The following is a 20,369-nucleotide window of genomic DNA, read 5'->3' as shown; positions in this document are numbered from 1 at the left end:
ACGGCCGGACCGTCCTCACATCTCCGGCGGTGGCGTCGGCGCCCCCGGCAGCGTGAGTGCCGCCATGGTGCCGGGGCCGTCGTCCGGGGCCGGACGCAGGGCGATCGCGCCGCCCGCCTGGTGCACCGTACGGGCCACGATGGACAGGCCCAGGCCCGAGCCGGGGAGCATACGGGCGGTCGGGGAGCGCCAGAAGCGCTCGAAGACGTGCGGGAGATCCTCGGCGGGGATGCCGGGGCCCCGGTCCCTCACCGTCAGCTCGCCCCGGTGCAGCCGCACATCGACCGTGCCGCCCGGCGGGCTGAACTTCACCGCGTTGTCCAGGACGTTGACGATCGCCCGCTCCAGGGCCGCCGGTTCCGCGCGTACGTACCAGGGGGCCAGGTCCTCCGTGATCGTCAGCTCCGGGCCGCGCAGGCGGGCGCGGCGCAGGGCGCTGCGGGTGGTCTCGTGCAGGGCCACCACCTGGAGCGGGCCGGGCTCGGCCGCGTCGGGGCGGGCCAGTTCCTGGAGGTCGCCGATCAGTGCGGCCAGCTCCGTCATCTGGGCCTTCACCGAGGCCATCAGCGCCTTGCGGTCCTCCGGCGGGATCATCCGGCCCGTCTCGTCGCTGCGGGCCAGCAGCTCCACGTTCGTCCGGAGCGAGGTCAGCGGGGTGCGCAGCTCGTGGCCCGCGTCCGCGATCAGCTGGGCCTGGCGGTCGCGGGAGGAGGCGAGCTGGGCCGTCATCGAGTTGAACGAGCTGGAGAGCCGGGCGATCTCGTCCTCGCCGTCCACCGGGATCCGTACGGTCAGGTCCTCGGTACGGGCCACGTGCTCGACGGCCTCGGTCAGTTCGTCGACCGGCCGGAGCCCGGCGCGCGCGATCCACAGCCCGGCCGCGCCCGCCCCGACGACACCGATGCCGGAGACGATGAGCAGGACCCAGGCCAACTGGTTCAGCGGATCGGTGACCTGCGCCATGGGGACGGCCACGGAGACCGCGAGGCCCGGCCGGTCCGGACCGGCGGGCGAGGTGTGGACCCGCATCTCCGTGCCGTCCTCGGCCGTCGTGGTGCGTGTCGCGTCCTCGCGCAGCCCGGCGGCGACGGCCCGGTCGGCGGCGTCGATCGGGATGGCGGACTTGCCGGGCACCGTGCACGGCTTCGCACCCACGGCAGGCACCAGCTGGATCGTGTACGGGCCGGTCACGACCTGGAGGTCACCGGGCAGTCCGCTCGTGCAGGACGCCGTCAGCAGCCTGATCGCGTTCTCGTTCGGTTTGATCTGGGACAGCGTCGTGTCGAGCTGCTCGGTCAGCCGGTCCCGGGTGGTCAGCCAGCAGGCGGCGGCCACCGCGGTGACCGCCACCGCGACCGCCGTCGCGACCAGCATCGCGAGCCGGGAGCGCAGCGGCAGCGTCCGGAACCGGCGCACCGGGCTCACGCCTTCCCGCTCCCGCCCGCCGCTCGCCGTGGGCGCCGGACCGCTCACGCCTCCCCGCTCCCGCCCGTGCGCAGCGCGTAGCCCACCCCGCGCATGGTGTGGACGAGGCGCGGCTCGCCGCCCGCCTCCGTCTTGCGGCGCAGATACATCACGTACACGTCCAGGGAGTTGGAGCTCGGCTCGAAGTCGAAGCCCCAGACGGCCTTGAGGATCTGCTCCCGGGTCAGCACCTGGCGCGGGTGGGACAGGAACATCTCCAGCAGCATGAACTCGGTGCGGGTCAGCTCGACCCGCCGCTCGCCCCGGGTGACCTCGCGGGTGGCCAGATCCATCCGCAGGTCCGCGAAGGACAGCACGTCGTCGTCGGGAACGTCCGCGCCCGCTGCCGCCGAGGCGTAGGAACTGCGGCGCAGCAGGGCCCGGATGCGGGCGAACAGCTCGTCCAGTTCGAACGGCTTGACCAGGTAGTCGTCCGCCCCGGCGTCGAGGCCGGTGACCCGGTCGCCGACGGTGTCCCGGGCGGTGAGCATCAGGATGGGCGTGGTCGAGCCGGTGGCCCGGATGCGGCGGGCGGCGGTGAGGCCGTCCATCCGGGGCATCTGGATGTCCAGGACGATGAGGTCGGGGGCGTAGGCCTCGGCCATCGCCAGGGCGTCGTACCCGTCGACCGCGACCCGTGTCCCGTATCCCTCGAAGGCGAGGCTGCGCTGGAGCGCCTCGCGCACGGCCGGCTCGTCGTCGACGATCAGGATGCGCTGGGGATCGTCTTCGGCGGGGCTCATCGCTGCTGGTCCTCTTCTCGTGTCGACCCGTTCCGCGGGGGTGCCTCAGCCTCGCACGGCCGGGGCGGTGTGCGGGATCAGGAGCCGCCGCCCGCGCGCAGGGTGTCCAGGTCGGCCTTGAGGGTGTCCACCGGGATCGCGAAGCCGAGGCCCACGCTGCCCGCCGCCGAACCGCCACCCGCTGCCGATGAACTCGGCGCGTACATAGCGGAGTTGATGCCGATGATCTCGCCGTCCATGTTGATCAGCGCGCCGCCGGAGTTGCCGGGGTTGAGCGAGGCGTCGGTCTGGAGCGCCTTGTACGTGGTCGTCTTCTTGCCCGTGTCGCCGTTGAACTGCTGCCCCCCGAACTCGAACGGCCACGGCTGGCCGCCGCCCTGCCCGCCCTGACCTTGGCCCTGGCCTTGGCCCTGGCCCTGACCGGAGCTGCCGGAGTCGTCCTTGGCGATGGTGACGTCCCGGTCGAGCGCGGAGATGATGCCGCTGGTGACGGTGCCGGTCAGACCCTCCGGTGAGCCGATCGCCACGACCTGCTCGCCGACCTCGACCTGCGAGGAGTCGCCGAGCGTGGCCGTCTTCAGGCCGCTCGCGTTCCGGAGCTTGATGAGCGCCAGATCCTTGTCGGGGTCGGTGCCCACGACGTCGGCCGTGTAGGTCTTGCCGGTCGAGAGGGTGACCTGGATCTGCTGGGCGCCCGAGATGACGTGGTTGTTGGTGACGATCTCGCCGTCCTCGGTGATCACGACTCCGGACCCGGTCGACCCGCCCGCCGACGAGGCCGCGCCGATCTCCACGATCGCCGGCGCGACCGCCTCCGCGACGCCCGAGACGGTGCCCTTGCTGCTCTGCGAGACGGTGGTGCCGTTGACCGCGCCGCCCGGGCCGGTGACTCCGGGGCCCCCGCCGTTCATCTGCCCGACGAGGGTGGCGGTGCCGCCGCCGATCACTGCCGCGGCGAGCGCCACCGCCGCCAGCAGCGCCACCGGCCGCTTCGCCCGGCGCCGGCTGGTGGGGGCGTACGGGGGCGGCGGCGGGTAGCCACCGGACGTACCGGCGTAAGCGGTGCCGGCGTACGCGGTGCCGTCGTGCGCGGTGCCGTCGTGCGCCGTGCCGTCGTACGCGTACGACGAGGCGTACGGGGCCGGGTCCTGGTCCGTCGAGTGCGCGCCGCTCGGGCGAAGGTTCTCCGTCATGTGCACCAGGCTGGTCAGCGAAGATGAGAAGGGCCTGAATACGTCCTGAGAAGCCCGGAAGAACGGCGTATGCCCGCTGTAAAGGCCGATCGTGATCGGGTCAGGCAGGGGACGAGGGCTCCCCGCAGCCGCACGAGCGTCGCACCACCAGCGCGGAGGGGAACTGCTTCAGCCGCTCGCGCCGTGATCCCGAGACCCGGAGCGAGTCGTCCAGCACCAGATCCACCGCCGCCCGCGCCATCGCCGGGCGGTCGGAGTGGACCGTGGTCAGCGGCGGATCGGTGAGACCGGCTTCCTTCACGTCGTCGAAGCCCGCCACCGCCAGCTCGCCCGGCACGTCGATGCGCAGCTCACGGGCGGCCCGCAGCACGCCGAAAGCCTGGTCGTCCGTGGCGCAGAAGATCGCCGGGGGCCGGTCCGGGCCCGCCAGCAGCCCGAGGGCCACCTGGTAGGCGTCGTAGCGGTTGTAAGGGGCCTGGAAGAGCCGGCCCTGGGTGGAGCGGCCCGACTCGTGCATCGCCCGCCGCCAGCCCTCGACGTGGTCGGCGACCGGGTCGCCGACCGACGGGGTCGACTCCATACCGCCGAGGCAGGCCACGTACGCGTTGCCGTGCTCCAGCAGATGCCGGGTGGCGAGCTGGGCGCCGCCCACGTCGTCGGTGACGACGGCGACGTCGTCGATCGCCTCGGGGCGCTCGTGCAGCAGCACGACCCGGGCGTCCCAGGCCTCGATCTCGGCGGCGGCGCGCTCGCTGGGGCCCTGGCTGACCAGGATCAGCCCGGAGACGCGCATACCGAGGAAGGCCCGCAGATAGTGGACCTCGCGCTCGTCGCGGTAGTCGGAGTTGCCGACGAGCACCATCTTCCCGCGCTCGGCGGCGGCCTGTTCGACCGCGTGCGCCATCTCCGCGAAGAACGGCTGCCGGGCGTCCGGCACGATCATGCCTATCAGGTCCGTGCGACGCGAGGCCATGGCCTGGGCGACCCGGTCGGGCCGGTAGCCCAACTGCTTGATCGCGGCGAGCACCCGCTCGCGCGTGGCCGGGGCGACCGGCCGGGGTCCGTTGTTGATGACATAGCTCACGACCGCGGTCGACGTCCCCGCCAGCCTCGCCACATCGTCCCGCGTCACCTTGGCCACGCGCCGCAGTCTACGCGGATGGACCTACCTCTTGGCAGCCTCCACCGGGGCTTCTTCGGCCGTCCCGGTGGCCGTGGACCGCTCCGAACGGGCAACGGCTTCCGTCTCCCTCGACCGGCGCAGCCGCTGTGCCGCGGCCCGGTCCTTGGCCTCCTCCGTCGCACGCTCGACCTTCTCCGGCTTCTCCGGCGTGACGAAGCGGTAGCCGACGTTGCGCACGGTGCCGATCAGCGACTCGTGCTCGGGGCCGAACTTGGCGCGCAGCCGCCGTACATGGACGTCGACCGTCCGCGTACCGCCGAAGTAGTCGTAGCCCCAGACCTCTTGGAGGAGCTGGGCGCGGGTGAATACCCGGCCCGGGTGCTGGGCGAGGTATTTCAGGAGTTCGAATTCCTTGAAGGTCAGGTCCAGGACCCGGCCCTTGAGTCTCGCGCTGTACGTCGCCTCGTCGACGGAGAGGTCACCGTTGCGGATCTCCATCGGGGAGTCGTCGGAGGCGATCTGCCGACGGCCCATGGCCAGCCGCAGCCGGGCCTCGACCTCGGCGGGTCCCGCCGTGTCCAGCAGGACGTCGTCGACGCCCCAGTCGGCGGTGACGGCCGCGAGACCGCCCTCGGTGACGACGAGGATCAGCGGACAGCCGAGCCCCGTGGAGCGCAGCAGCTGACAGAGCGAGCGGACCTGCGGAAGGTCGCGCCGCCCGTCGACGAGGATCGTGTCGGCGCCCGGGGTGTCCACGAGGGCCGGGCCCTCGGCGGGGGCCACCCGCACGCTGTGGAGCAGAAGGCCGAGGGCGGGGAGCACCTCCGTCGACGGCTGGAGCGCGTTCGTCAGCAGCAGCAGTGAACTCATCGCCGGTCACCTGCCCGGTTCGGTCGATCGTGTTGCACGGTTCGCTCGCCCATTACGTCGGTCCTCCTCGTTCCCTGCGAAAGGGGCACTCCCGGGTCGGACCCGGGGGAGTATGCGGCACTGCTTCGTACGTCATGCGTCACGTGTCACGCGGCACGCATGTCTTACGGTGCGGTCCCGCTCCCTGGGACCGCTGAGCTTGTGGAAATGTCGTCGTAACAACGCTGGTAAAGCACAAAAGGACCCGGGGGCTGCATTGCCCGGATCCTCTCCGCAGCACAATAGCCCACATGAGTTCCGTGCCCGAGGGCCGATTCCTGAGTTCTTCTGTTCCCTTGCTCACGCCTCCCTCGCGGTGCGCCACCTTGCTGACCGATGACGGCGTGCCGGTCGAGGCGGTGTACGAACCGTGTACGGCGGGTGCCGGGACGCCGGGGGACGAAGCGGCCGAGGGGCCCGCGGCGGCGCCCGTGATCGTCGTCGCGCACGGTTTCACCGGCTCGGCCGACCGCCCCGCCGTACGGCGCGCCGCCCGGGTCTTCGCCCGGCGCGCGGCCGTGGTCACGTTCTCGTTCCGGGGCCACGGGCGGTCCGGCGGGCGCTCCACGGTGGGCGACCGCGAGGTGCTGGACCTGGCCGCGGCGGTGGCCTGGGCGCGGGAGCTGGGGCACTCCCGGGTGGTGACGGTCGGGTTCTCGATGGGCGGCTCGGTGGTGCTCCGGCACGGCGCTCTGTACACGGCGGAATCCGTGGCGGGGCGTACGGCCGTTCGGGTGGCGGCGCGCGTGGGGCGCACTGGGAGTTCGGGGGCGCACTCGGACGCGGTGGTCTCCGTCAGCGCTCCCGCTCGCTGGTACTACCGGGGGACGGCCCCGATGCGCCGACTGCACTGGGTGGTCACCCGCCCCTCGGGCCGCCTCGTCGGGCGCTACGGGCTCCGTACCCGCATCGCGACCGAGGAGTGGGACCCCGTGCCGCTCTCCCCGGTGGCCGCTGTCCCGCTCATCGCCCCGGTCCCGCTGCTGCTCGTGCACGGGGACCGGGACCCCTACTTCCCGCTGGATCATCCGAGGGCGTTGGCGGAGGCGGCCGGTCCCGGCGGCGCGGAGCTGTGGCTGGAACGGGGCATGGGCCACGCCGAGAACGCGGCGGACGACGCCCTGCTGGCCCGTATCGCCGACTGGGCGACGGCCGCACCGCCCGCGTGACCCATCATGGAGAGCTGACGCACGAGGCGTCCGACGAACCGACCCGAAGGAGTGGCGCCATGGCAGCGGGGACGATCCGCTACTGGGCCGCGGCCAAGGCCGCGGCGGGCACCGCGGAGGAACCGTACGCGGCGGACAACCTCGCCGAGGCGCTCGACGCGGTGCGTGAGAGGCATCCCGGCGAACTGAGCCAGGTGCTCCGCCGGTGCTCGTTCCTCATCGACGGGAACCCCGTCGGGACCCGCGGGCATGAGAGCGTACGCCTTGCCGAGGGCGGCACGGTCGAGGTGCTCCCGCCGTTCGCAGGAGGGTGAACCGCAGGCCATGAGCAGCAGCGATCAGCAGTACCCGTATCCGTACGACCCCGAGCGGCAGCAGCGGCCGGCGTCGCCGCACTGGCCCGACGGGACGGCCGGGCAGTCCGCCGCGCCCCAGGACCCGGCCGCCTTCGACCAGGGCGCGACGCAGACGTGGCAGGCGCCGACCTGGGACACGCAGTACCAGCCGACGATCCGCCCGGACGGGGAACAGCACCGGGCGCAGGGGCAGGCGCAGGGCTACGGGACGCCGACGCCGCAGCCGGGGCCGTACGGGACGCCACAGCCGGGTCCGTACGGACAGCAGCAGCCGGGTCCGTACGGGACACCGGAGCCGCACTCCCCGTATCAGCAGCCGCAGTACCAGGATCCGTACCAGCACCAGCACCAGCCGCAGTACCAGGAGCCGCACCAGCACCAGCCGCGGTATCGGGAACCGCAGGGGCAGGGGCAGGGGCAGCAGCCGTACCGGCCCTCGGCGGCCGACACCGCCTATCTGCCGCCCCAGGGGGCCTCGGGCTCCTTCCCGCTACCGCCCGAGGTCCCGGCCGTGCCCGTCGCCCCCGCCCCATCCGTACCCGCCCCCGAGCCCGTGACCGTGCGGCCGGAGGCCGGCGACACGGGCTACGGCGCGCCCACGACGCTGGGCAACGCCCGGCTCACCGACGCCCAGCGGGCCCGCGCGGAAGGGCGCTCGCCGATCATCGCGCCGGGGATGCGGCCGGCGGTGCTCACCGCCGTGCTCGGCCTGCTGCTCGCGGGGGGCGCGGCGATCGGGCCGTACGCCCTGCTCGTCCCGGTGGTGCTCCTCCAGGCGGTGACGGCCGCCGGATGGTTCCGACTCAACGGCATGTGGCCCGCCCGCCAGGGCATCGCGCTCGCCTTCGCCGGGGGCCTGGTCGGCGACGTCGTCCTGCTCGCGGCGGGCCGGGAGCACGGCCCCGCCGCGCTGCTGGGCACCCTGGGCGTCTGGGTGCTGCTCACCGTGGTCCTCCAGCTCCGCAGCCACGCGGGGGCCGACGAGCGGATGTACGGCCTGATGGCCACGGTCGTCTCGGCGTCCCTCGCGGTGCTCGCGGGCGGATACCTCGCGGCCGTCCCGGACGCGGTGACGGTCGGCGGAGCGGCCGTCGCGGTGGCCGCGCTCGTCCGTGCCCTTCCGCTGCCCGGCGCGGCCTCCCTCGCGGTGTCCCTGCTCGCGGGTGCGGGCGCGGGCCTCACCTTCGGCAATATGACCGACTTCGGGGCGAAGGGTGTGCTGCTCGGTCTCGCGGCGGGCGGGTGCGCGCTCATCGGGCTGCGGGTGGCGAGCTACGACTACCCGTCCCGGTTCGTGCACATGACCGCCGGGGTGGCGCTGCCGCTGACCGTGGCGGCGCCGGCCGTCTATCTGGTCGGCCGCGCCATCCTCTGACCGCCGCACGGCCACCGGCGCCGACGGCACCTCGGGAACCGATCGGGGGCCGTCGGTCGTCGATCACCTAGGGCGTCCTCTCCTGCACCAGCAGGCTCACGGGCGCCGGGGGACCGATCGGCACAGGTGGGGGAACGACACATGCGCGCGCTGCGAATACTGCTGGTCCTGGTGGTGGTGCTCGGCGGCCTCTTCCTCGCCGTCGACCGTGCGGCCGTCTATTTCGCCGAGTCCGAGGCCGAGGACCGGGTCACGATCGGCGGGGGCGGGCCCGCCACGACGGAGATCTCGGTCAAGGGTTTCCCCTTCCTCACGCAGCTCGCCGGTTCGCGTCTCGACCGGGTCGACGTCGAGCTCACCGGCATGAAGACCCGCGCCGCCGGCCGCGCGATACGGGTCAGCGAGGTCCGGGCCGAACTGCGTGACGTGAAGCTCGGCGCCGGCTACCGGAGCGCCACGGCCGCCCGCGCCACCGGCACCGCGCTCGTCAGCTACGAAGACCTGACGGCGGCGGCCGGCGACGGCGTCGTCGTGGAGTACGGCGGCAACGGCAAGGCGAAGGTCACCGGCACGGTCGAGATCCTCGGCCGGCCGATCTCGCGCAGCGTGCTGTCCACCGTGACCCGCGTCGACGGTCACACGATCAAGGTGCGCGCGGACGAGGTGCCGGGCGAGGGGCTTCCCGGCGTCGAGGAACTGGTCCGCGAGAGGACCGACTTCCAGGGCGACATCGACGGGCTGCCGAAGGGCCTGGAGCTCCGGGAGGTCAAGGCGACCGAGAAGGGCCTGGAGATCTCGGTGACCGGCTCGGACGTCTCTCTGACGGGCTGACCGACCGCCCCGACCTCCCGACCGCCCTGGCCTCCCGACCGCCCCGGCCTCCCGACGGCGATCCTCCCCGGCCTCCCCCGACCCCTCCAACCGGACCTGCCGATCAGGCTTATCCGGATAGTGAGACGTTCGTGTCCGGTCCGCAGATGCGGGGAAGGACCGAGGGAGCCCCGCGCGGGATCCGTAGCCCGTTCACCCCTTCTCCGTCTCACATCACGGATGATCGTGTCTCGGCATGCGATACGACGGTGACATCTCCGTCCGTACCTCCCTACGATCGGACCCATGAAGCGACAGGCGGATCTCACGAAGCGGCGGGCAGTAGACCTGTGCCGCGTCGCCGCCATGCTCTGTCGCACGTTCTGAGCGGGGCGTTCGCACCGTCCCGTTTCCCCCCGGCCCCTCGACCGTCGTCAGGGTCGGCGCCGTGCCCCGTACGCGCCGCGTTCCGTGCCTCCGCGCGTACACCCGCACCCAGCAACTCCGCATCTCGCACCACACCGCCGCAGACTGCCCCGGAGGAGAACAACATGAGCCGCAGCGACGTCCTGGTAGACGCCGACTGGGTCGAGGCCCACATCGACGACCCGCAGGTCGCCATCGTCGAGGTGGACGAGGACACCTCGGCGTACGAGAAGAACCACATCAAGAACGCGATCCGGATCGACTGGACCAAGGACCTCCAGGACCCGGTCCGCAGGGACTTCGTCGACCAGGCCGGTTTCGAGAAGCTGCTCAGCGAGAAGGGCATCGGCAACGACACGCTGGTCGTCCTCTACGGCGGCAACAACAACTGGTTCGCCTCCTACGCCTACTGGTACTTCAAGCTGTACGGCCACGGACCCGTGAAGCTCCTCGACGGCGGCCGCAAGAAGTGGGAGCTCGACTCACGCGACCTGACCGACGCCGTCCCGAAGCGCCCGGCCACCCAGTACACGGCCAAGCCGCAGGACGAGTCGATCCGCGCCTACCGCGACGACGTCGTCAAGGCCATCGGCAGCCAGAACCTGGTCGACGTGCGCTCGCCCGACGAGTTCAGCGGCAAGCTGCTCGCCCCGGCCCACCTCCCGCAGGAGCAGTCGCAGCGCCCCGGCCACGTGCCGAGCGCCCGCAACATCCCGTGGTCGAAGAACGCCAACGACGACGGCACCTTCAAGTCGGACGACGAGCTCAAGGCCCTCTACGAGAACGAGCAGGTCGACCTGGCGAAGGACACCATCGCCTACTGCCGCATCGGTGAGCGCTCCGCGCTCACCTGGTTCGTGCTCCACGAGCTGCTCGGCCAGGAGAACGTCAAGAACTACGACGGTTCCTGGACCGAGTACGGCTCCCTCGTCGGCGTGCCGATCGAGCTCGGCCCCGCCAAGTAGTCCGACCGCCCCGCACGACCCGACCAGAAGGACAGAACCATGTGTGGAGCACAGGCCGGTGGCCCCGACGCTTCGACGATCAAGCCCGGTGAGACCACCATCCAGGGCAGCGTGACCCGCGACGGCGAGCCCGTCACCGGCTACGTGCGGCTGCTGGACTCGACCGGCGAGTTCACCGCCGAGGTCCCGACCTCGGCGACCGGACAGTTCCGGTTCTACGCCGCCGAAGGCACCTGGACGCTCCGCGCCCTCGTTCCCGGCGGCAGCGCCGACCGCACGGTCGTCGCGCAGACCGGCGGGCTCTCCGAGGTCGCCATCGCCGTCTGATCCACGGAGCGCCGTTCCGTGCGGCACGCGGAACGGCCGAAGGGCCGCACCCCAGGGGGTTGGACGCCACCTGACGCGGGGTGCGGCCCTTCGTGCCGTCCGGGTCCCCACCGGGTGGGCGAGGGGCCCGAGGAGTCCTACGCTGGAAGCATGTACGCCCGACGCAGGCGGATCTACTTCCTCATGATGGGCGGATGCATCACGCTCTTCGTGTCCGCCTGGGCGGTGGTGCGCCTGTGGTCCGTACCGGTCGCGATCGGTATGTGCGTGGTCGCCATGGTCATCCCGCCGATCGCGGCGATCGTCGCCAACCGGCGGGGTCCCGACGACTACTGGTGGGACGACCCCTCCGGGGACGAGAAGCCCGGCGAGGGCCGGGACGCGGGGCCGGACGAGCCGGACGACAGGAAGCGCCACTGAGACGGGCCTCGACGCCCCGGGGCGTGGGGAAGATGCAGACGGGTCAGTAGACGAGCGCTTGGGCGCCGTCCGCCATGGCCTCCTGCACGAAGAGCTGCGCGCCCGCGATCCGCACGCCCTCCAGCACGTCCTTCTCGGTGATGTCGCGCCGGGCCGCGCACTGCGTGCACAGGGTGATGCGGCCGCCCGCCAGGATCGAGTCCAGCAGGTCCGGCAGCGGGGCCGCGTGCGGCAGTTCGAACTCGGCGGCCCGGCCCGGCAGGGCGAACCACGAGGACTCGCCGGTCAGCCAGAGCGAGACCTCCACACCGCTGGCGACGCCCACGGCGGCCACGGTGAAGGCCTGTGAGCAGCGCTCCGCGGCCTCGGGCCCGGCGGTCACCTTGATCACAAGCTTCTTCGGCATATGTCGAACTGTAATCGTCCGGGACGCCGTGGAGAAACTCCGTATCCAGGGCATCGCGCAGCGCTCGTACGCCTCGGACGCCAACGACCTCGTCGTGAACGTCCAGGTCATGAAGATGCGGGACAAGCGGGCGGTCCGGGCGGCGTACCTGAACCGCAAGAAGGTGCTGGACTCCTTCGACGTCCTCCGCGAGGGGCCGTCTATCGACGGCCACGAGAAGGTCACCTGCTACCGGTTGCCCAAGGGCGACAAGCGCACCCTCGACGGCGTCACCTGCATCGCGTACGAGTCGGTGGCCCAGCTCCTCGCGGACGCCGCCCCGCGCCATATCGCGGCACGCGGCTGGACCATGCCCGACGGCACGACGTCGCGGATCTACCTGGTGCGGTTCAACTCGATCGCGTTCGCGAGCCGTATGGTCGACGACCTGAACGTGGGCTACTCGGCCGGTACGCCGCTGGAGCGCGCGGACACCACGGAGTTCGACGACAACTGGGGCTCGGACAACGACATCGAGAACCTCTCCTCGTTCGTCTTCGCCGAGCAGGCGCCCTTCGGGGCCGAGCACGTCCGGCAGGCGTACACCCTGGCGGGGGACACCGTCGCCCTCGTCGTGCACGAGCGTGCCGGGAAGCGGGAGACGGACCGCGTCCCCTTCCAGCAGACGCTGATCCTGCAGAACCAGCTGCTCGCCTGAGACCGGCGGGGCGTCCCCCGGCCGACACCTGGACGAGAAGGCCTGGCCCCCAGCCATTAGGCTGGGGGCCAGGCCCTGTCACCGCCGCCACCCGCTCGTCACGAGGAGCCCCCTGTGCTTGAGGCATTCTTCACCGCCCTGCTGATCCTGGTCGCCGTGGGCGTCACCGCGTTCGCCGCGCTCACCGTGAAGAAGCTGTACCAGGGCCAGCGCTGACCCGCGCCGCTCCACGGTTCCCGCCCACCACCTCCCGCACCCTCACAGATCGTCTGAGCCGCTCATGATCGAGATTCCGTCCGACCTCCACCCGGACCTCGTCCCGCTGGCCTTCCTCCTCGGCAACTGGGCGGGCGCGGGCGTGTCCGACTTCCCCGGCGCCGAGAAGTGCAACTTCGGCCAGGAAGTCACCTTCAGCCAGGACGGCCGGGACTTCCTGGAGTACGTCTCCCACACCTGGGTCCTGGACGACGAGGGCAAGCAGGTCCGGCCGCTGGAGACGGAGAGCGGCTACTGGCGCATCGACAAGGACCGCAAGGTCGAGGTCGTCATGGCCCGTGACCAGGGCGTCATCGAGATCTGGTACGGCGAGCTGGCCGACCAGAAGCCGCAGATCGACCTGGTCACCGACGCGGTGGCCCGCACGGCGGCCTCCGGCCCGTACAGCGGCGGCAAGCGGCTCTACGGGTACGTCAAGAGCGACCTGATGTGGGTCGGCGAGAAGGCCACCCCCGAGGTCGAGCTGCGCCCGTACATGTCGGCGCACCTGAAGAAGGTCGTCACCCCCGAGGAGGTCGCCGAGATGGCGCGGAACCTCGAGGACATGCCCGACGACGGCATCGCGTTCTTCAAGTAGCCGCACCGGGCGGAGACCGGGAGGGGTTTGACCGCACGCCCTAGACTGGGCGTGTGGTGAGCACCGACTGGAAAACCGATCTTCGGCAGCGCGGCTACCGGCTGACGCCTCAGCGTCAGCTCGTCCTGGAGGCGGTCGACGCCCTGGAGCACGCGACGCCGGACGACATCCTGTGCGAGGTGCGCAGGACCGCGTCCGGCGTGAACATCTCCACGGTGTACCGGACCCTGGAGCTCCTGGAGGAGCTCGGGCTGGTCAGCCACGCCCATCTGGGGCATGGCGCTCCGACGTACCACCTGGCCGACCGGCACCACCACATCCACCTGGTCTGCCGGGACTGTGCGGACGTCATCGAGGCGGATCTCTCCGTCGTCGCCGAGTTCACCGAGAAGCTGCGCGCCGATTTCGGCTTCGAGACCGATATGAAGCACTTCGCGATCTTCGGCCGGTGCCAGGACTGTACGGCTGCGAGGAGCGCCGCGCCCGAGTCGTAGGCTGGGCGTATGAAGAGCCCCCTGCTGTCCCTGCCCGGTGCCGTCCCCGCCGAAGGCCGTGACGAAGGTGTCGCCGCGCATTACGGCGACCTGTTCCGTGAGCAACGCGCCCTGGCCGACGGCAACGGCTTCGTCGACCTCTCCCACCGGGGCGTCGTCGCCGTCACCGGCGACGACCGGCTGAGCTGGCTGCACCTGCTGCTCACCCAGCACGTCAGCGACCTCCCCCCGCACCAGGCCACCGAGGCGCTGATCCTGTCCGCCAACGGGCATATCGAGCACGCGATGTACCTGGTGGACGACGGCACGACGGTGTGGATGCACGTCGAGCCGGACACCCAGGGCGACCTGATCGCCTACCTGGAGTCGATGAAGTTCTTCTACCGGGTCGAGGTCGCCGACCGCACCGGCGACACCGCCGTGGTCCACCTCCCGGCCGGCTCCATCGCCCGGGCCCCGGACGGGGCGACCGTAAGGGAGACCCCGCAGGGCCGGGACCTGTTCCTGCCGCGCGCGGACCTGGAGACGTACGCCGCCGCCAACGGTCCCGCCGCCGGGATCCTGGCGTACGAGGCGCTGCGCGTGGAGGGCCACCGGCCGCGGGTCGGCTTCGAGACCGACCACCGCACCATCCCGCACGAGCTGGGCTGGATCGGCGGCGCGGTCCACCTCCAGAAGGGCTGCTACCGGGGGCAGGAGACGGTGGCCCGCGTCCACAACCTGGGGAAGCCGCCGCGCCGGCTCGTCTTCCTGCACCTGGACGGCAGCGAGGTGCACCTCCCCGGACACGGGACGCCGGTGCGGCTCGCGGCCGATGGCCAGGAGGGCCGCCAGCTCGGCTTCATCACCACATCGGCCCGCCACCACGAGCTGGGCCCGATCGCCCTCGCTCTGGTCAAGCGGAACGTGGCCGTCGACGCGGAGCTGCTCGCCGGGGACACGGCGGCCGCCCAGGAGACGGTCGTCGAACCGTAGACCCGGTGCCGGGTTCCGTACGGCTACACCTCGATGATCATCGTGAACGGGCCGTGATTCGTGAGCGAGACCCGCATGTCCGCTCCGAACCGGCCCGTCTCCACATGCGCCCCGAGCGCCCGCAGCCGTGCCACGACCTCGTCCACCAGCGGTTCGGCCACCTCGCCGGGCGCGGCGGCGTTCCAGGTGGGCCGGCGGCCCTTGCGGGCGTCCCCGTGGAGAGTGAACTGAGAAATCACCAGAAGGGGCGCGTTCACATCCGAACAGGACTTCTCGCCCTCCAGGACGCGCACCGACCAGAGCTTGCGGGCCAGCCGCGCGGCCTTCTCCGGGGTGTCGTCATGGGCGACCCCGACCAGCACACACAGGCCCTCGCCGACGATCTCCCCGACGATTCCGGAGGCCGAGGGGTCGGTGGTCGTCCCGGCGACGGAGACGCTCGCGCCGTCCACTCTCTGCACCACTGCACGCATACAGACCAACCTATCTTGGGCTGAACGGGTACAGAGCACCTGCATCGGCACCGTGCGGAGTGGCACGATGCACGATGACCGGTGTGCCGACACACCGGTCGAGGGGACGGAACAGCATGAGTACATATGGAACCGGACAATCTCCCGGTGCCGTACCGGGCGCACGTCACCGCACCAACACCCTGCGGTCACCCGTACAGCGCAGTCTGCCCGCGCAGGGTGTCGTGCTGCCGCCCGCGAAGCCCGCGGCAGCCGCCACCGTGCCCGGACAGACCGGCGGCGACGCGGGCTTCGGCGGGCTGCGGCTGCCGGAACTGCGGACGCTGCGCCGGGACGCCCAGCGCGACGAGGCCGATCTGAGCTACGTACGCCGGCTGGTGCAGGGCCGGATCGACATCCTGCGCGCCGAACTGGCCCGCCGCCAGGATCCGGAGGCACCGGTGGAGGACGCGGCGGTGGTGAGCCGGCTCTCGGAGATCCTGGCCGACGCCCCGTCCCGGCACCGCTCCTCCGCCCGGCACGTCACGCTGACGACGCCGCGCGGCGACGAGTTCCGGCAGCTGGCCGCCGAGAACCTCGCCGAGGTCGAGCTGTCCGATCTGGACGCCCGGACGGACGAGGAACTGCACACGGCGATGGGGCGGCTCGTCCGCTACGAACAGCAGGTCTCCCGCCGCCGTCACGAGCTCCAGCGCACCGCCGACGATTGCGGCGCGGAGATGGCCCGCAGGTACCGTGACGGGGAAGCACAAGTAGAGGACCTGCTCGCCTGAAGCGATCCTTCCGGGCGCGGGTCCCGCACCCCCGTCCCCGGAAGGCCACCATGACGTCCACCGACGCCCCGTCCGTCATATCCTCCGCCCCGGCCCCCGCCCCGCCCGTCCTGGCCGAGGTCGTGCGCTCCGGGTTCACGGAGGGGCACCACCGGGGATCGCTGGTCCTGCTGGCCGCCGACGGCAGCGTGGAGCGGGCGATCGGCGATCCGGCGGCGCCGGTCTTCCCCCGGTCCTCCAACAAGCCGATGCAGGCCGCCGCGATCCTGCGGGCCGGCCTCGACCTCTCGGGCGAACGGCTGGCACTGGCCGCCGCGAGCCACTCCGGGGAGCCTTTCCACCTAGCCCTCGTGCGGAAGATGCTCGCCGAGCACGGGCTGAGCATTGCCGACCTCCAGACCCCGCCGGACCTGCCACTGGACCCGGCGGAGGCGGAGGCCTACCTCGCGAGCGGGAACGTACGCGAGCGGATCACGATGAACTGCTCCGGCAAGCACGCGGCGATGCTCGCCGTCTGCGTCCGCAACGGCTGGGACACCGCCACCTATCTCGACCCCGCCCACCCGCTCCAGCAGCTCGTCGGCCGGGTCGTCGCCGAGGCGGCGGGCGAGCCGGTCGCGGCGCTCGGCACGGACGGCTGCGGGGCCCCGCTGATGGCGATCGGGCTGACCGGCCTGGCCCGCGCCTTCCGGTCCTTCGTGCTGGCGGAGCCCGGGAGCGCCGAGCGCCGGGTCGCGGACGCGATGCGCACCCACCCGGAGTACGTCGCGGGCACCCGGCGTCCGGACACCTGGCTGATGCGCGAGGTGCCGGGGACGCTCTCCAAGATGGGCGCCGAGGCGGTCCAGGCGGTGGCGCTGGCCGACGGCCGGGCCCTCGCCTTCAAGATCGACGACGGGTCGGTCCGGGCGCTCGGCCCGGTGCTGGCCCGTGCCCTGGGGCTGCTGGGCGTGGCCGCCCCGGTGGTCGCCCGGATCGGACGCTCGCCGCTGCTGGGCGGGGCGGCGGAGGTCGGGGAAATTCGCGCGACATTCTGAGGGGCGCATGCCTAGCGTGGGGGAATGAGTCTTGATGTCCGCACCGTCACCCCGTCCGAGACCGCCGACTGGATGAGGGCGGTGACCACCGGTTTCCTCACGGCGGGCACACCGAGTGAGGAGCTGGTCGCGGACCGGTTCGCCGACGCCGACCTCTCCCGTATGCAGGGAGCCTTCGAGGCCGGGCGCTGTGTGGCGACATTCCGCTCGTTCGCCCAGGAGCTGACGGTGGTCGGCGGGGCCACCGTGACGGCCGACGCGATCACCGGCGTGACGGTGACGCCCACGCACCGTCGGCGCGGACTGCTCAGCCGGATGATGGCGACGGACCTGGCGGCGGCCAAGGAGCGCGGGGAGTCCGTCGCCTCGCTGATCGCCGCCGAGTACCCGATCTACGGGCGGTACGGCTTCGGCCCCGCCGCCTGGACCTCCGTGTGGGAGGTCTCCGTGCACCGGGCCGGCCTCGACCCGCGCCGCTCCGGGCAGCCGGAGGGCGGGGGCCGCGTCGAGATGGTCGACGGCGCCGACATCCGCAAGATCGGCCCCGAGGTGCATGGAGCGCTGGCGGCCCGGCAGCCGGGCGTCGTCACCCGCGACGAGCGCTGGTGGCGGCAGCACACGGGGGTCGCGCCCAGTTCGGCCCACGAGAAGTGGACCGAGCCCTTCTACGTCGTGCACCGGGCCGCCGACGGTACGGTCGACGGCCTGATGGTGTACGGCGCGGACAGCACGTGGGGCGACGCCGGGCAGCCGTTGAACACGGCCACCGTACGGGACATGATCGCGCTGAACCCGGTGGCCGAACGGGCCCTGTGGCACTACCTCTGCTCGATCGACTGGATCACCACGGTCCGCTCCGGCAACCGGGCCCCCGACGACCTGCTCCCGCTGCTGCTCCCCGACCCGCGCGCGGCCCGGGTGGTCACGGCCATGGACTGGCTGTGGCTGCGGATGCTGGACGTGCCGCGCGCCCTGGAGGCCCGGACCTACGGCACCGAGGCGTCGCTCGTCCTGGAGGTGCGGGATGACGCGGGGCTGGCCGGCGGCCGCTTCCTGCTGGACGCGTCGGACGCCGGCGCGCGCTGCGTCCCGACCACCCGGAGCGCCGATCTGGCGCTGGGCGTAGCGGAGTTGGCCACCCTGTATCTGGGCGACGAGTCGGCGCGCCGGCTGGTGGACCTGGGCCGCGCCGAGGAGTCGCGGGCGGGGGCGGCGACGACGGCGGACGCGATGTTCCGTACGGGCCGGCGGCCGTGGTGCCCGGATGTGTTCTGAGCGGTTGGGTCCGTGGTGCCCGGACGTGTTCTGAGCCGTTCGGGGGAGCGCTGACCGGGGCGGGCGGTCAGCGCGTCCCCTGTACGGGCAGCCGCACGTCCCTGTTATGGGTTACGGGCCTCAGCGCGTCCGGATCCGGAACAGCGTCCCCGAGGCGCCGATCGCCACGGCGAGCATCCCGGCGGCCCAGGCGAGCGCGATCCAGGGGGTGTTGCCCACCTCCTGGCCGAGCAGCAGCCCGCGCAGGGACTCGATGGCCGGGGTGATCGGCTGGTGGTCGGCGAAGCCGTGCAGCCAGTCGGGCATCGAGTCGGTCGGGACGAACGCGCTGCTCGGGTAGGGCAGGAACGACATGAAGAACGTGAAGCCGCTCGCCGTCTCCGGGGTCCGGGCCAGCAGGCCGATCGCCGCGGAGATCCAGGACAGGGCCACGATGTAGGCGATCAGCACGACGCCCACCAGCAGCCAGCCGTCCCAGGAGGCGGCGGGGCGGAATCCGATCAGCAGCGCGACGCCGAAGACCAGGGCGGTGGCACAGAGGTTGCGGACGGTGCTGGCCGCCACATGTCCGGCGAGCACCGGCGTACCGCCCACGTCCAGGGAGCGGAAGCGGTCGATGATGCCGCCCTTCATGTCCTCGCTGACGGCGGTGGCGGTGGTCGCCGCGCCGAACCCGGCGGACAGGAGCAGGACGCCCGGGACGACGTACATGACGTACGAGTCGTAGTCCGTCCCGGTGTCGATCGCGCCGCCGAAGAAGTAGACGAAGATCAGCATCAGCATGACCGGCAGGGCCAGGGACATGATCAGCGCGTCGATGTTGCGGCGGCTGATGCGCAGGGCCCGGCCGGTCAGGACGGCGGTGTGGGTGAGCGGGCCGGGCCCCCGGCCGGAGGCGTGGGCGGCCCCGTCGGGGAGCCGGGCCGCGCTTCTGCGCTGAACGGCGGTGTCAGACATGGGTGGATGCCTCCGGGGTCGTGGGCGCGTTCGAGGTCAGGGCCAGGAACACGTCGTCGAGGGTCGCGCTGTGCAGGCTGAAGCGTTCGATCTCGCGGCCCATGGGGTCGATCTCATCGAGCAGGGCGCGCACCTGGGCCGCCGAGCCGTCGGTGGGGAGGCCGAGCGTCAGGGTCTCGGGGGAGTGGTGGACGGCCCGCCCGGCCAGCCGGAGGTACGCCTCGCTGCTGGTGAGGACCAGGTCGAGACGGTGGCCGCCGACACGGGACTTGAGGTCGGCGGCGGTGCCCTCGGCGGCGATCCGGCCGCGGTTCAGCAGGGCGATCCGGCCGGCGAGGCGGTCGGCCTCCTCCAGGTACTGGGTGGTGAGCAGGACGGTCGCCCCGCGCCCGGCCAGCTCCCGGACGACCTCCCAGAGTTCCTGGCGGCTGCGCGGGTCGAGGCCGGTGGTCGGCTCGTCCAGGAAGAACACCCCGGGCTCCGGCGATCCGACGAGCCCGGCGGCCAGGTCGAGGCGGCGGCGCATGCCCCCGGAGTAGGTCCGGGCGGGGCGGCGGGCCGCCGCGGTGAGGTCGAAGCGTTCCAGCAGTTCCCCGGCCCGGCGCCGGGCGGCGGCCCGGGAGAGCCCGGTGAGCCGGGCCATCATCCGCAGGTTCTCCTCGCCGGTCTGGGTCTCGTCCACGGCGGCGAACTGGCCGGTGAGGCTGATCGACCGGCGCACCGAGCTTCGCTCGGCGACGACGTCGTACCCCGCGATGCGGGCGGAACCGGAGTCGGCCTCGGTCAGCGTCGCGAGGATCCGCACGGTGGTGGTCTTGCCGGCCCCGTTCGGCCCGAGCAGGGCGAAGACGGTGCCGCGCCCGACCAGGAGGTCGATGCCGTCGAGGACCCGGACGGCGGGTTCTCCGTAGGACTTGGTGAGGCCGTGCACCTCGATGGTGTGGGCGCCGTAGGCGTCGCCGCCGCCGTTGCCGGTGGTTCTGATCGGGCCGGTCATGGTTCGGGTCTCCTTCTGCGTATGGCATACGCGTTACTGCGTAAGCATTACGCATCTCTAGGATGAGGTCAAGGCGCACGGGGGCGCGGGGCGTTTTACGGCGGTATGACGGCGGCGTGACGGTGGCGTGGCCGGGATGCCGGGTGAAGGGG

The 20,369-nt window shown here is 72.2% G+C and carries 24 protein-coding genes; 15 read left to right on the top strand and 9 right to left on the bottom strand.

All coding sequences use genetic code 11. The annotated features are described in order from the left end of the window. Nucleotides 1-15: 15 nt before the first annotated feature. The 5 genes from ACZ60Q_RS26340 to ACZ60Q_RS26320 form a co-directional block, all read right to left on the bottom strand. The gene (locus ACZ60Q_RS26340; protein WP_469639405.1) at nucleotides 16-1,473 is read right to left on the bottom strand and encodes a sensor histidine kinase; all 1,458 of its coding nucleotides are present in this window, start codon (nucleotides 1,471-1,473) and stop codon (nucleotides 16-18) included. After that, nucleotides 1,470-2,207 carry a response regulator transcription factor gene (locus tag ACZ60Q_RS26335; protein WP_469639402.1) on the bottom strand — a complete coding sequence of 246 codons (738 nt, stop codon included), beginning with the start codon at nucleotides 2,205-2,207 and terminating at the stop codon, nucleotides 1,470-1,472. Before ACZ60Q_RS26335 ends, ACZ60Q_RS26340 begins: the two co-directional genes overlap by 4 nt. A 77-nt stretch (nucleotides 2,208-2,284) precedes the next feature. Continuing rightward, nucleotides 2,285-3,400 carry a S1C family serine protease gene (locus ACZ60Q_RS26330; protein ID WP_469639399.1) on the bottom strand — a complete coding sequence of 372 codons (1,116 nt, stop codon included), beginning with the start codon at nucleotides 3,398-3,400 and terminating at the stop codon, nucleotides 2,285-2,287. Between the two features lie 100 nt (nucleotides 3,401-3,500). Next, nucleotides 3,501-4,541 carry a LacI family DNA-binding transcriptional regulator gene (locus tag ACZ60Q_RS26325; protein WP_469639396.1) on the bottom strand — a complete coding sequence of 347 codons (1,041 nt, stop codon included), beginning with the start codon at nucleotides 4,539-4,541 and terminating at the stop codon, nucleotides 3,501-3,503. Between the two features lie 24 nt (nucleotides 4,542-4,565). Continuing rightward, nucleotides 4,566-5,393: a winged helix-turn-helix transcriptional regulator gene (locus ACZ60Q_RS26320; protein WP_469639393.1), complete on the bottom strand. Its 828-nt coding sequence runs from the start codon at nucleotides 5,391-5,393 to the stop codon at nucleotides 4,566-4,568. A 365-nt stretch (nucleotides 5,394-5,758) separates the two neighbouring features. On the opposite strand from ACZ60Q_RS26320, the gene ACZ60Q_RS26315 reads away from it, so the two are divergent. From ACZ60Q_RS26315 to ACZ60Q_RS26280, 8 genes are all read left to right on the top strand, one after another. Continuing rightward, nucleotides 5,759-6,601, top strand: coding sequence for an alpha/beta hydrolase (locus tag ACZ60Q_RS26315; RefSeq protein ID WP_469639390.1), 843 nt, complete (start codon nucleotides 5,759-5,761; stop codon nucleotides 6,599-6,601). Nucleotides 6,602-6,660: 59 nt separating this feature from the next. Further along, nucleotides 6,661-6,915: a MoaD/ThiS family protein gene (locus ACZ60Q_RS26310; protein ID WP_469639387.1), complete on the top strand. Its 255-nt coding sequence runs from the start codon at nucleotides 6,661-6,663 to the stop codon at nucleotides 6,913-6,915. Between the two features lie 10 nt (nucleotides 6,916-6,925). Then, nucleotides 6,926-8,332 carry a hypothetical protein gene (locus ACZ60Q_RS26305; protein WP_469639384.1) on the top strand — a complete coding sequence of 469 codons (1,407 nt, stop codon included), beginning with the start codon at nucleotides 6,926-6,928 and terminating at the stop codon, nucleotides 8,330-8,332. 141 nt (nucleotides 8,333-8,473) lie between these two features. Then, complete coding sequence (locus tag ACZ60Q_RS26300; protein ID WP_469639381.1) at nucleotides 8,474-9,163, top strand: LmeA family phospholipid-binding protein; 690 nt, start codon at nucleotides 8,474-8,476, stop codon at nucleotides 9,161-9,163. 285 nt (nucleotides 9,164-9,448) lie between these two features. Then, nucleotides 9,449-9,529 (top strand): putative leader peptide, encoded by an 81-nt coding sequence (locus tag ACZ60Q_RS26295; RefSeq protein ID WP_350310325.1) that lies wholly within the window; start codon nucleotides 9,449-9,451, stop codon nucleotides 9,527-9,529. 164 nt (nucleotides 9,530-9,693) lie between these two features. After that, complete coding sequence (locus tag ACZ60Q_RS26290) at nucleotides 9,694-10,533, top strand: sulfurtransferase (RefSeq protein WP_469639378.1); 840 nt, start codon at nucleotides 9,694-9,696, stop codon at nucleotides 10,531-10,533. A gap of 39 nt (nucleotides 10,534-10,572) precedes the next feature. Further along, a complete protein-coding gene (locus ACZ60Q_RS26285; protein WP_003968135.1) occupies nucleotides 10,573-10,860 on the top strand; it encodes a DUF1416 domain-containing protein in 288 nt (95 codons plus the stop codon). Nucleotides 10,861-11,010: 150 nt separating this feature from the next. Further along, the gene (locus ACZ60Q_RS26280; RefSeq protein ID WP_469639374.1) at nucleotides 11,011-11,280 is read left to right on the top strand and encodes a DUF3099 domain-containing protein; all 270 of its coding nucleotides are present in this window, start codon (nucleotides 11,011-11,013) and stop codon (nucleotides 11,278-11,280) included. A gap of 43 nt (nucleotides 11,281-11,323) precedes the next feature. On the opposite strand, the gene ACZ60Q_RS26275 is transcribed toward ACZ60Q_RS26280, so the two are convergent. Beyond that, a complete protein-coding gene (locus tag ACZ60Q_RS26275; RefSeq protein ID WP_469639370.1) occupies nucleotides 11,324-11,686 on the bottom strand; it encodes a DsrE family protein in 363 nt (120 codons plus the stop codon). A 28-nt stretch (nucleotides 11,687-11,714) separates the two neighbouring features. Here ACZ60Q_RS26275 and ACZ60Q_RS26270 point away from each other — a divergent pair, with 28 nt between their 5' ends. The 4 genes from ACZ60Q_RS26270 to ygfZ all read left to right on the top strand — a co-directional run bounded on the left by ACZ60Q_RS26270 (nucleotide 11,715) and on the right by ygfZ (nucleotide 14,705). Continuing rightward, nucleotides 11,715-12,383: a hypothetical protein gene (locus tag ACZ60Q_RS26270; protein WP_469639367.1), complete on the top strand. Its 669-nt coding sequence runs from the start codon at nucleotides 11,715-11,717 to the stop codon at nucleotides 12,381-12,383. Between the two features lie 280 nt (nucleotides 12,384-12,663). Then, nucleotides 12,664-13,236 (top strand): heme-binding beta-barrel domain-containing protein, encoded by a 573-nt coding sequence (locus tag ACZ60Q_RS26265; protein WP_469639364.1) that lies wholly within the window; start codon nucleotides 12,664-12,666, stop codon nucleotides 13,234-13,236. Between the two features lie 53 nt (nucleotides 13,237-13,289). Beyond that, nucleotides 13,290-13,730: a Fur family transcriptional regulator gene (locus tag ACZ60Q_RS26260; RefSeq protein ID WP_469639357.1), complete on the top strand. Its 441-nt coding sequence runs from the start codon at nucleotides 13,290-13,292 to the stop codon at nucleotides 13,728-13,730. Nucleotides 13,731-13,739: 9 nt separating this feature from the next. After that, complete coding sequence (gene ygfZ, locus ACZ60Q_RS26255; RefSeq protein ID WP_469639350.1) at nucleotides 13,740-14,705, top strand: CAF17-like 4Fe-4S cluster assembly/insertion protein YgfZ; 966 nt, start codon at nucleotides 13,740-13,742, stop codon at nucleotides 14,703-14,705. A 23-nt stretch (nucleotides 14,706-14,728) separates the two neighbouring features. On the opposite strand, the gene dtd is transcribed toward ygfZ, so the two are convergent. After that, nucleotides 14,729-15,178 carry a D-aminoacyl-tRNA deacylase gene (gene dtd, locus ACZ60Q_RS26250; protein ID WP_469639347.1) on the bottom strand — a complete coding sequence of 150 codons (450 nt, stop codon included), beginning with the start codon at nucleotides 15,176-15,178 and terminating at the stop codon, nucleotides 14,729-14,731. 116 nt (nucleotides 15,179-15,294) lie between these two features. On the opposite strand from dtd, the gene ACZ60Q_RS26245 reads away from it, so the two are divergent. Genes ACZ60Q_RS26245 through ACZ60Q_RS26235 form a run of 3 tightly spaced genes read left to right on the top strand, consistent with a single transcriptional unit; the run spans nucleotide 15,295 to nucleotide 18,263 of the window. Continuing rightward, nucleotides 15,295-15,951 (top strand): RsiG family protein, encoded by a 657-nt coding sequence (locus ACZ60Q_RS26245; protein ID WP_469639344.1) that lies wholly within the window; start codon nucleotides 15,295-15,297, stop codon nucleotides 15,949-15,951. A gap of 50 nt (nucleotides 15,952-16,001) precedes the next feature. Further along, nucleotides 16,002-16,988 carry an asparaginase gene (locus ACZ60Q_RS26240; protein ID WP_469639342.1) on the top strand — a complete coding sequence of 329 codons (987 nt, stop codon included), beginning with the start codon at nucleotides 16,002-16,004 and terminating at the stop codon, nucleotides 16,986-16,988. Nucleotides 16,989-17,012: 24 nt separating this feature from the next. Then, entirely contained in the window at nucleotides 17,013-18,263 is a 1,251-nt protein-coding gene (locus ACZ60Q_RS26235) for a GNAT family N-acetyltransferase (RefSeq protein WP_469639340.1), read from the top strand. Nucleotides 18,264-18,383: 120 nt separating this feature from the next. Here ACZ60Q_RS26235 and ACZ60Q_RS26230 read toward each other — a convergent pair whose 3' ends face one another. Beyond that, nucleotides 18,384-19,220 (bottom strand): ABC transporter permease, encoded by an 837-nt coding sequence (locus tag ACZ60Q_RS26230; RefSeq protein WP_469639337.1) that lies wholly within the window; start codon nucleotides 19,218-19,220, stop codon nucleotides 18,384-18,386. Then, complete coding sequence (locus ACZ60Q_RS26225; RefSeq protein ID WP_469639334.1) at nucleotides 19,213-20,217, bottom strand: ATP-binding cassette domain-containing protein; 1,005 nt, start codon at nucleotides 20,215-20,217, stop codon at nucleotides 19,213-19,215. The genes ACZ60Q_RS26230 and ACZ60Q_RS26225 overlap by 8 nt, the downstream gene beginning before the upstream one ends. Nucleotides 20,218-20,369: the final 152 nt, after the last annotated feature.

It is taken from the genome of Streptomyces sp. NPDC104313 (genome assembly GCF_055583985.1).
This window is presented reverse-complemented; position numbering and strand designations above follow the sequence as displayed.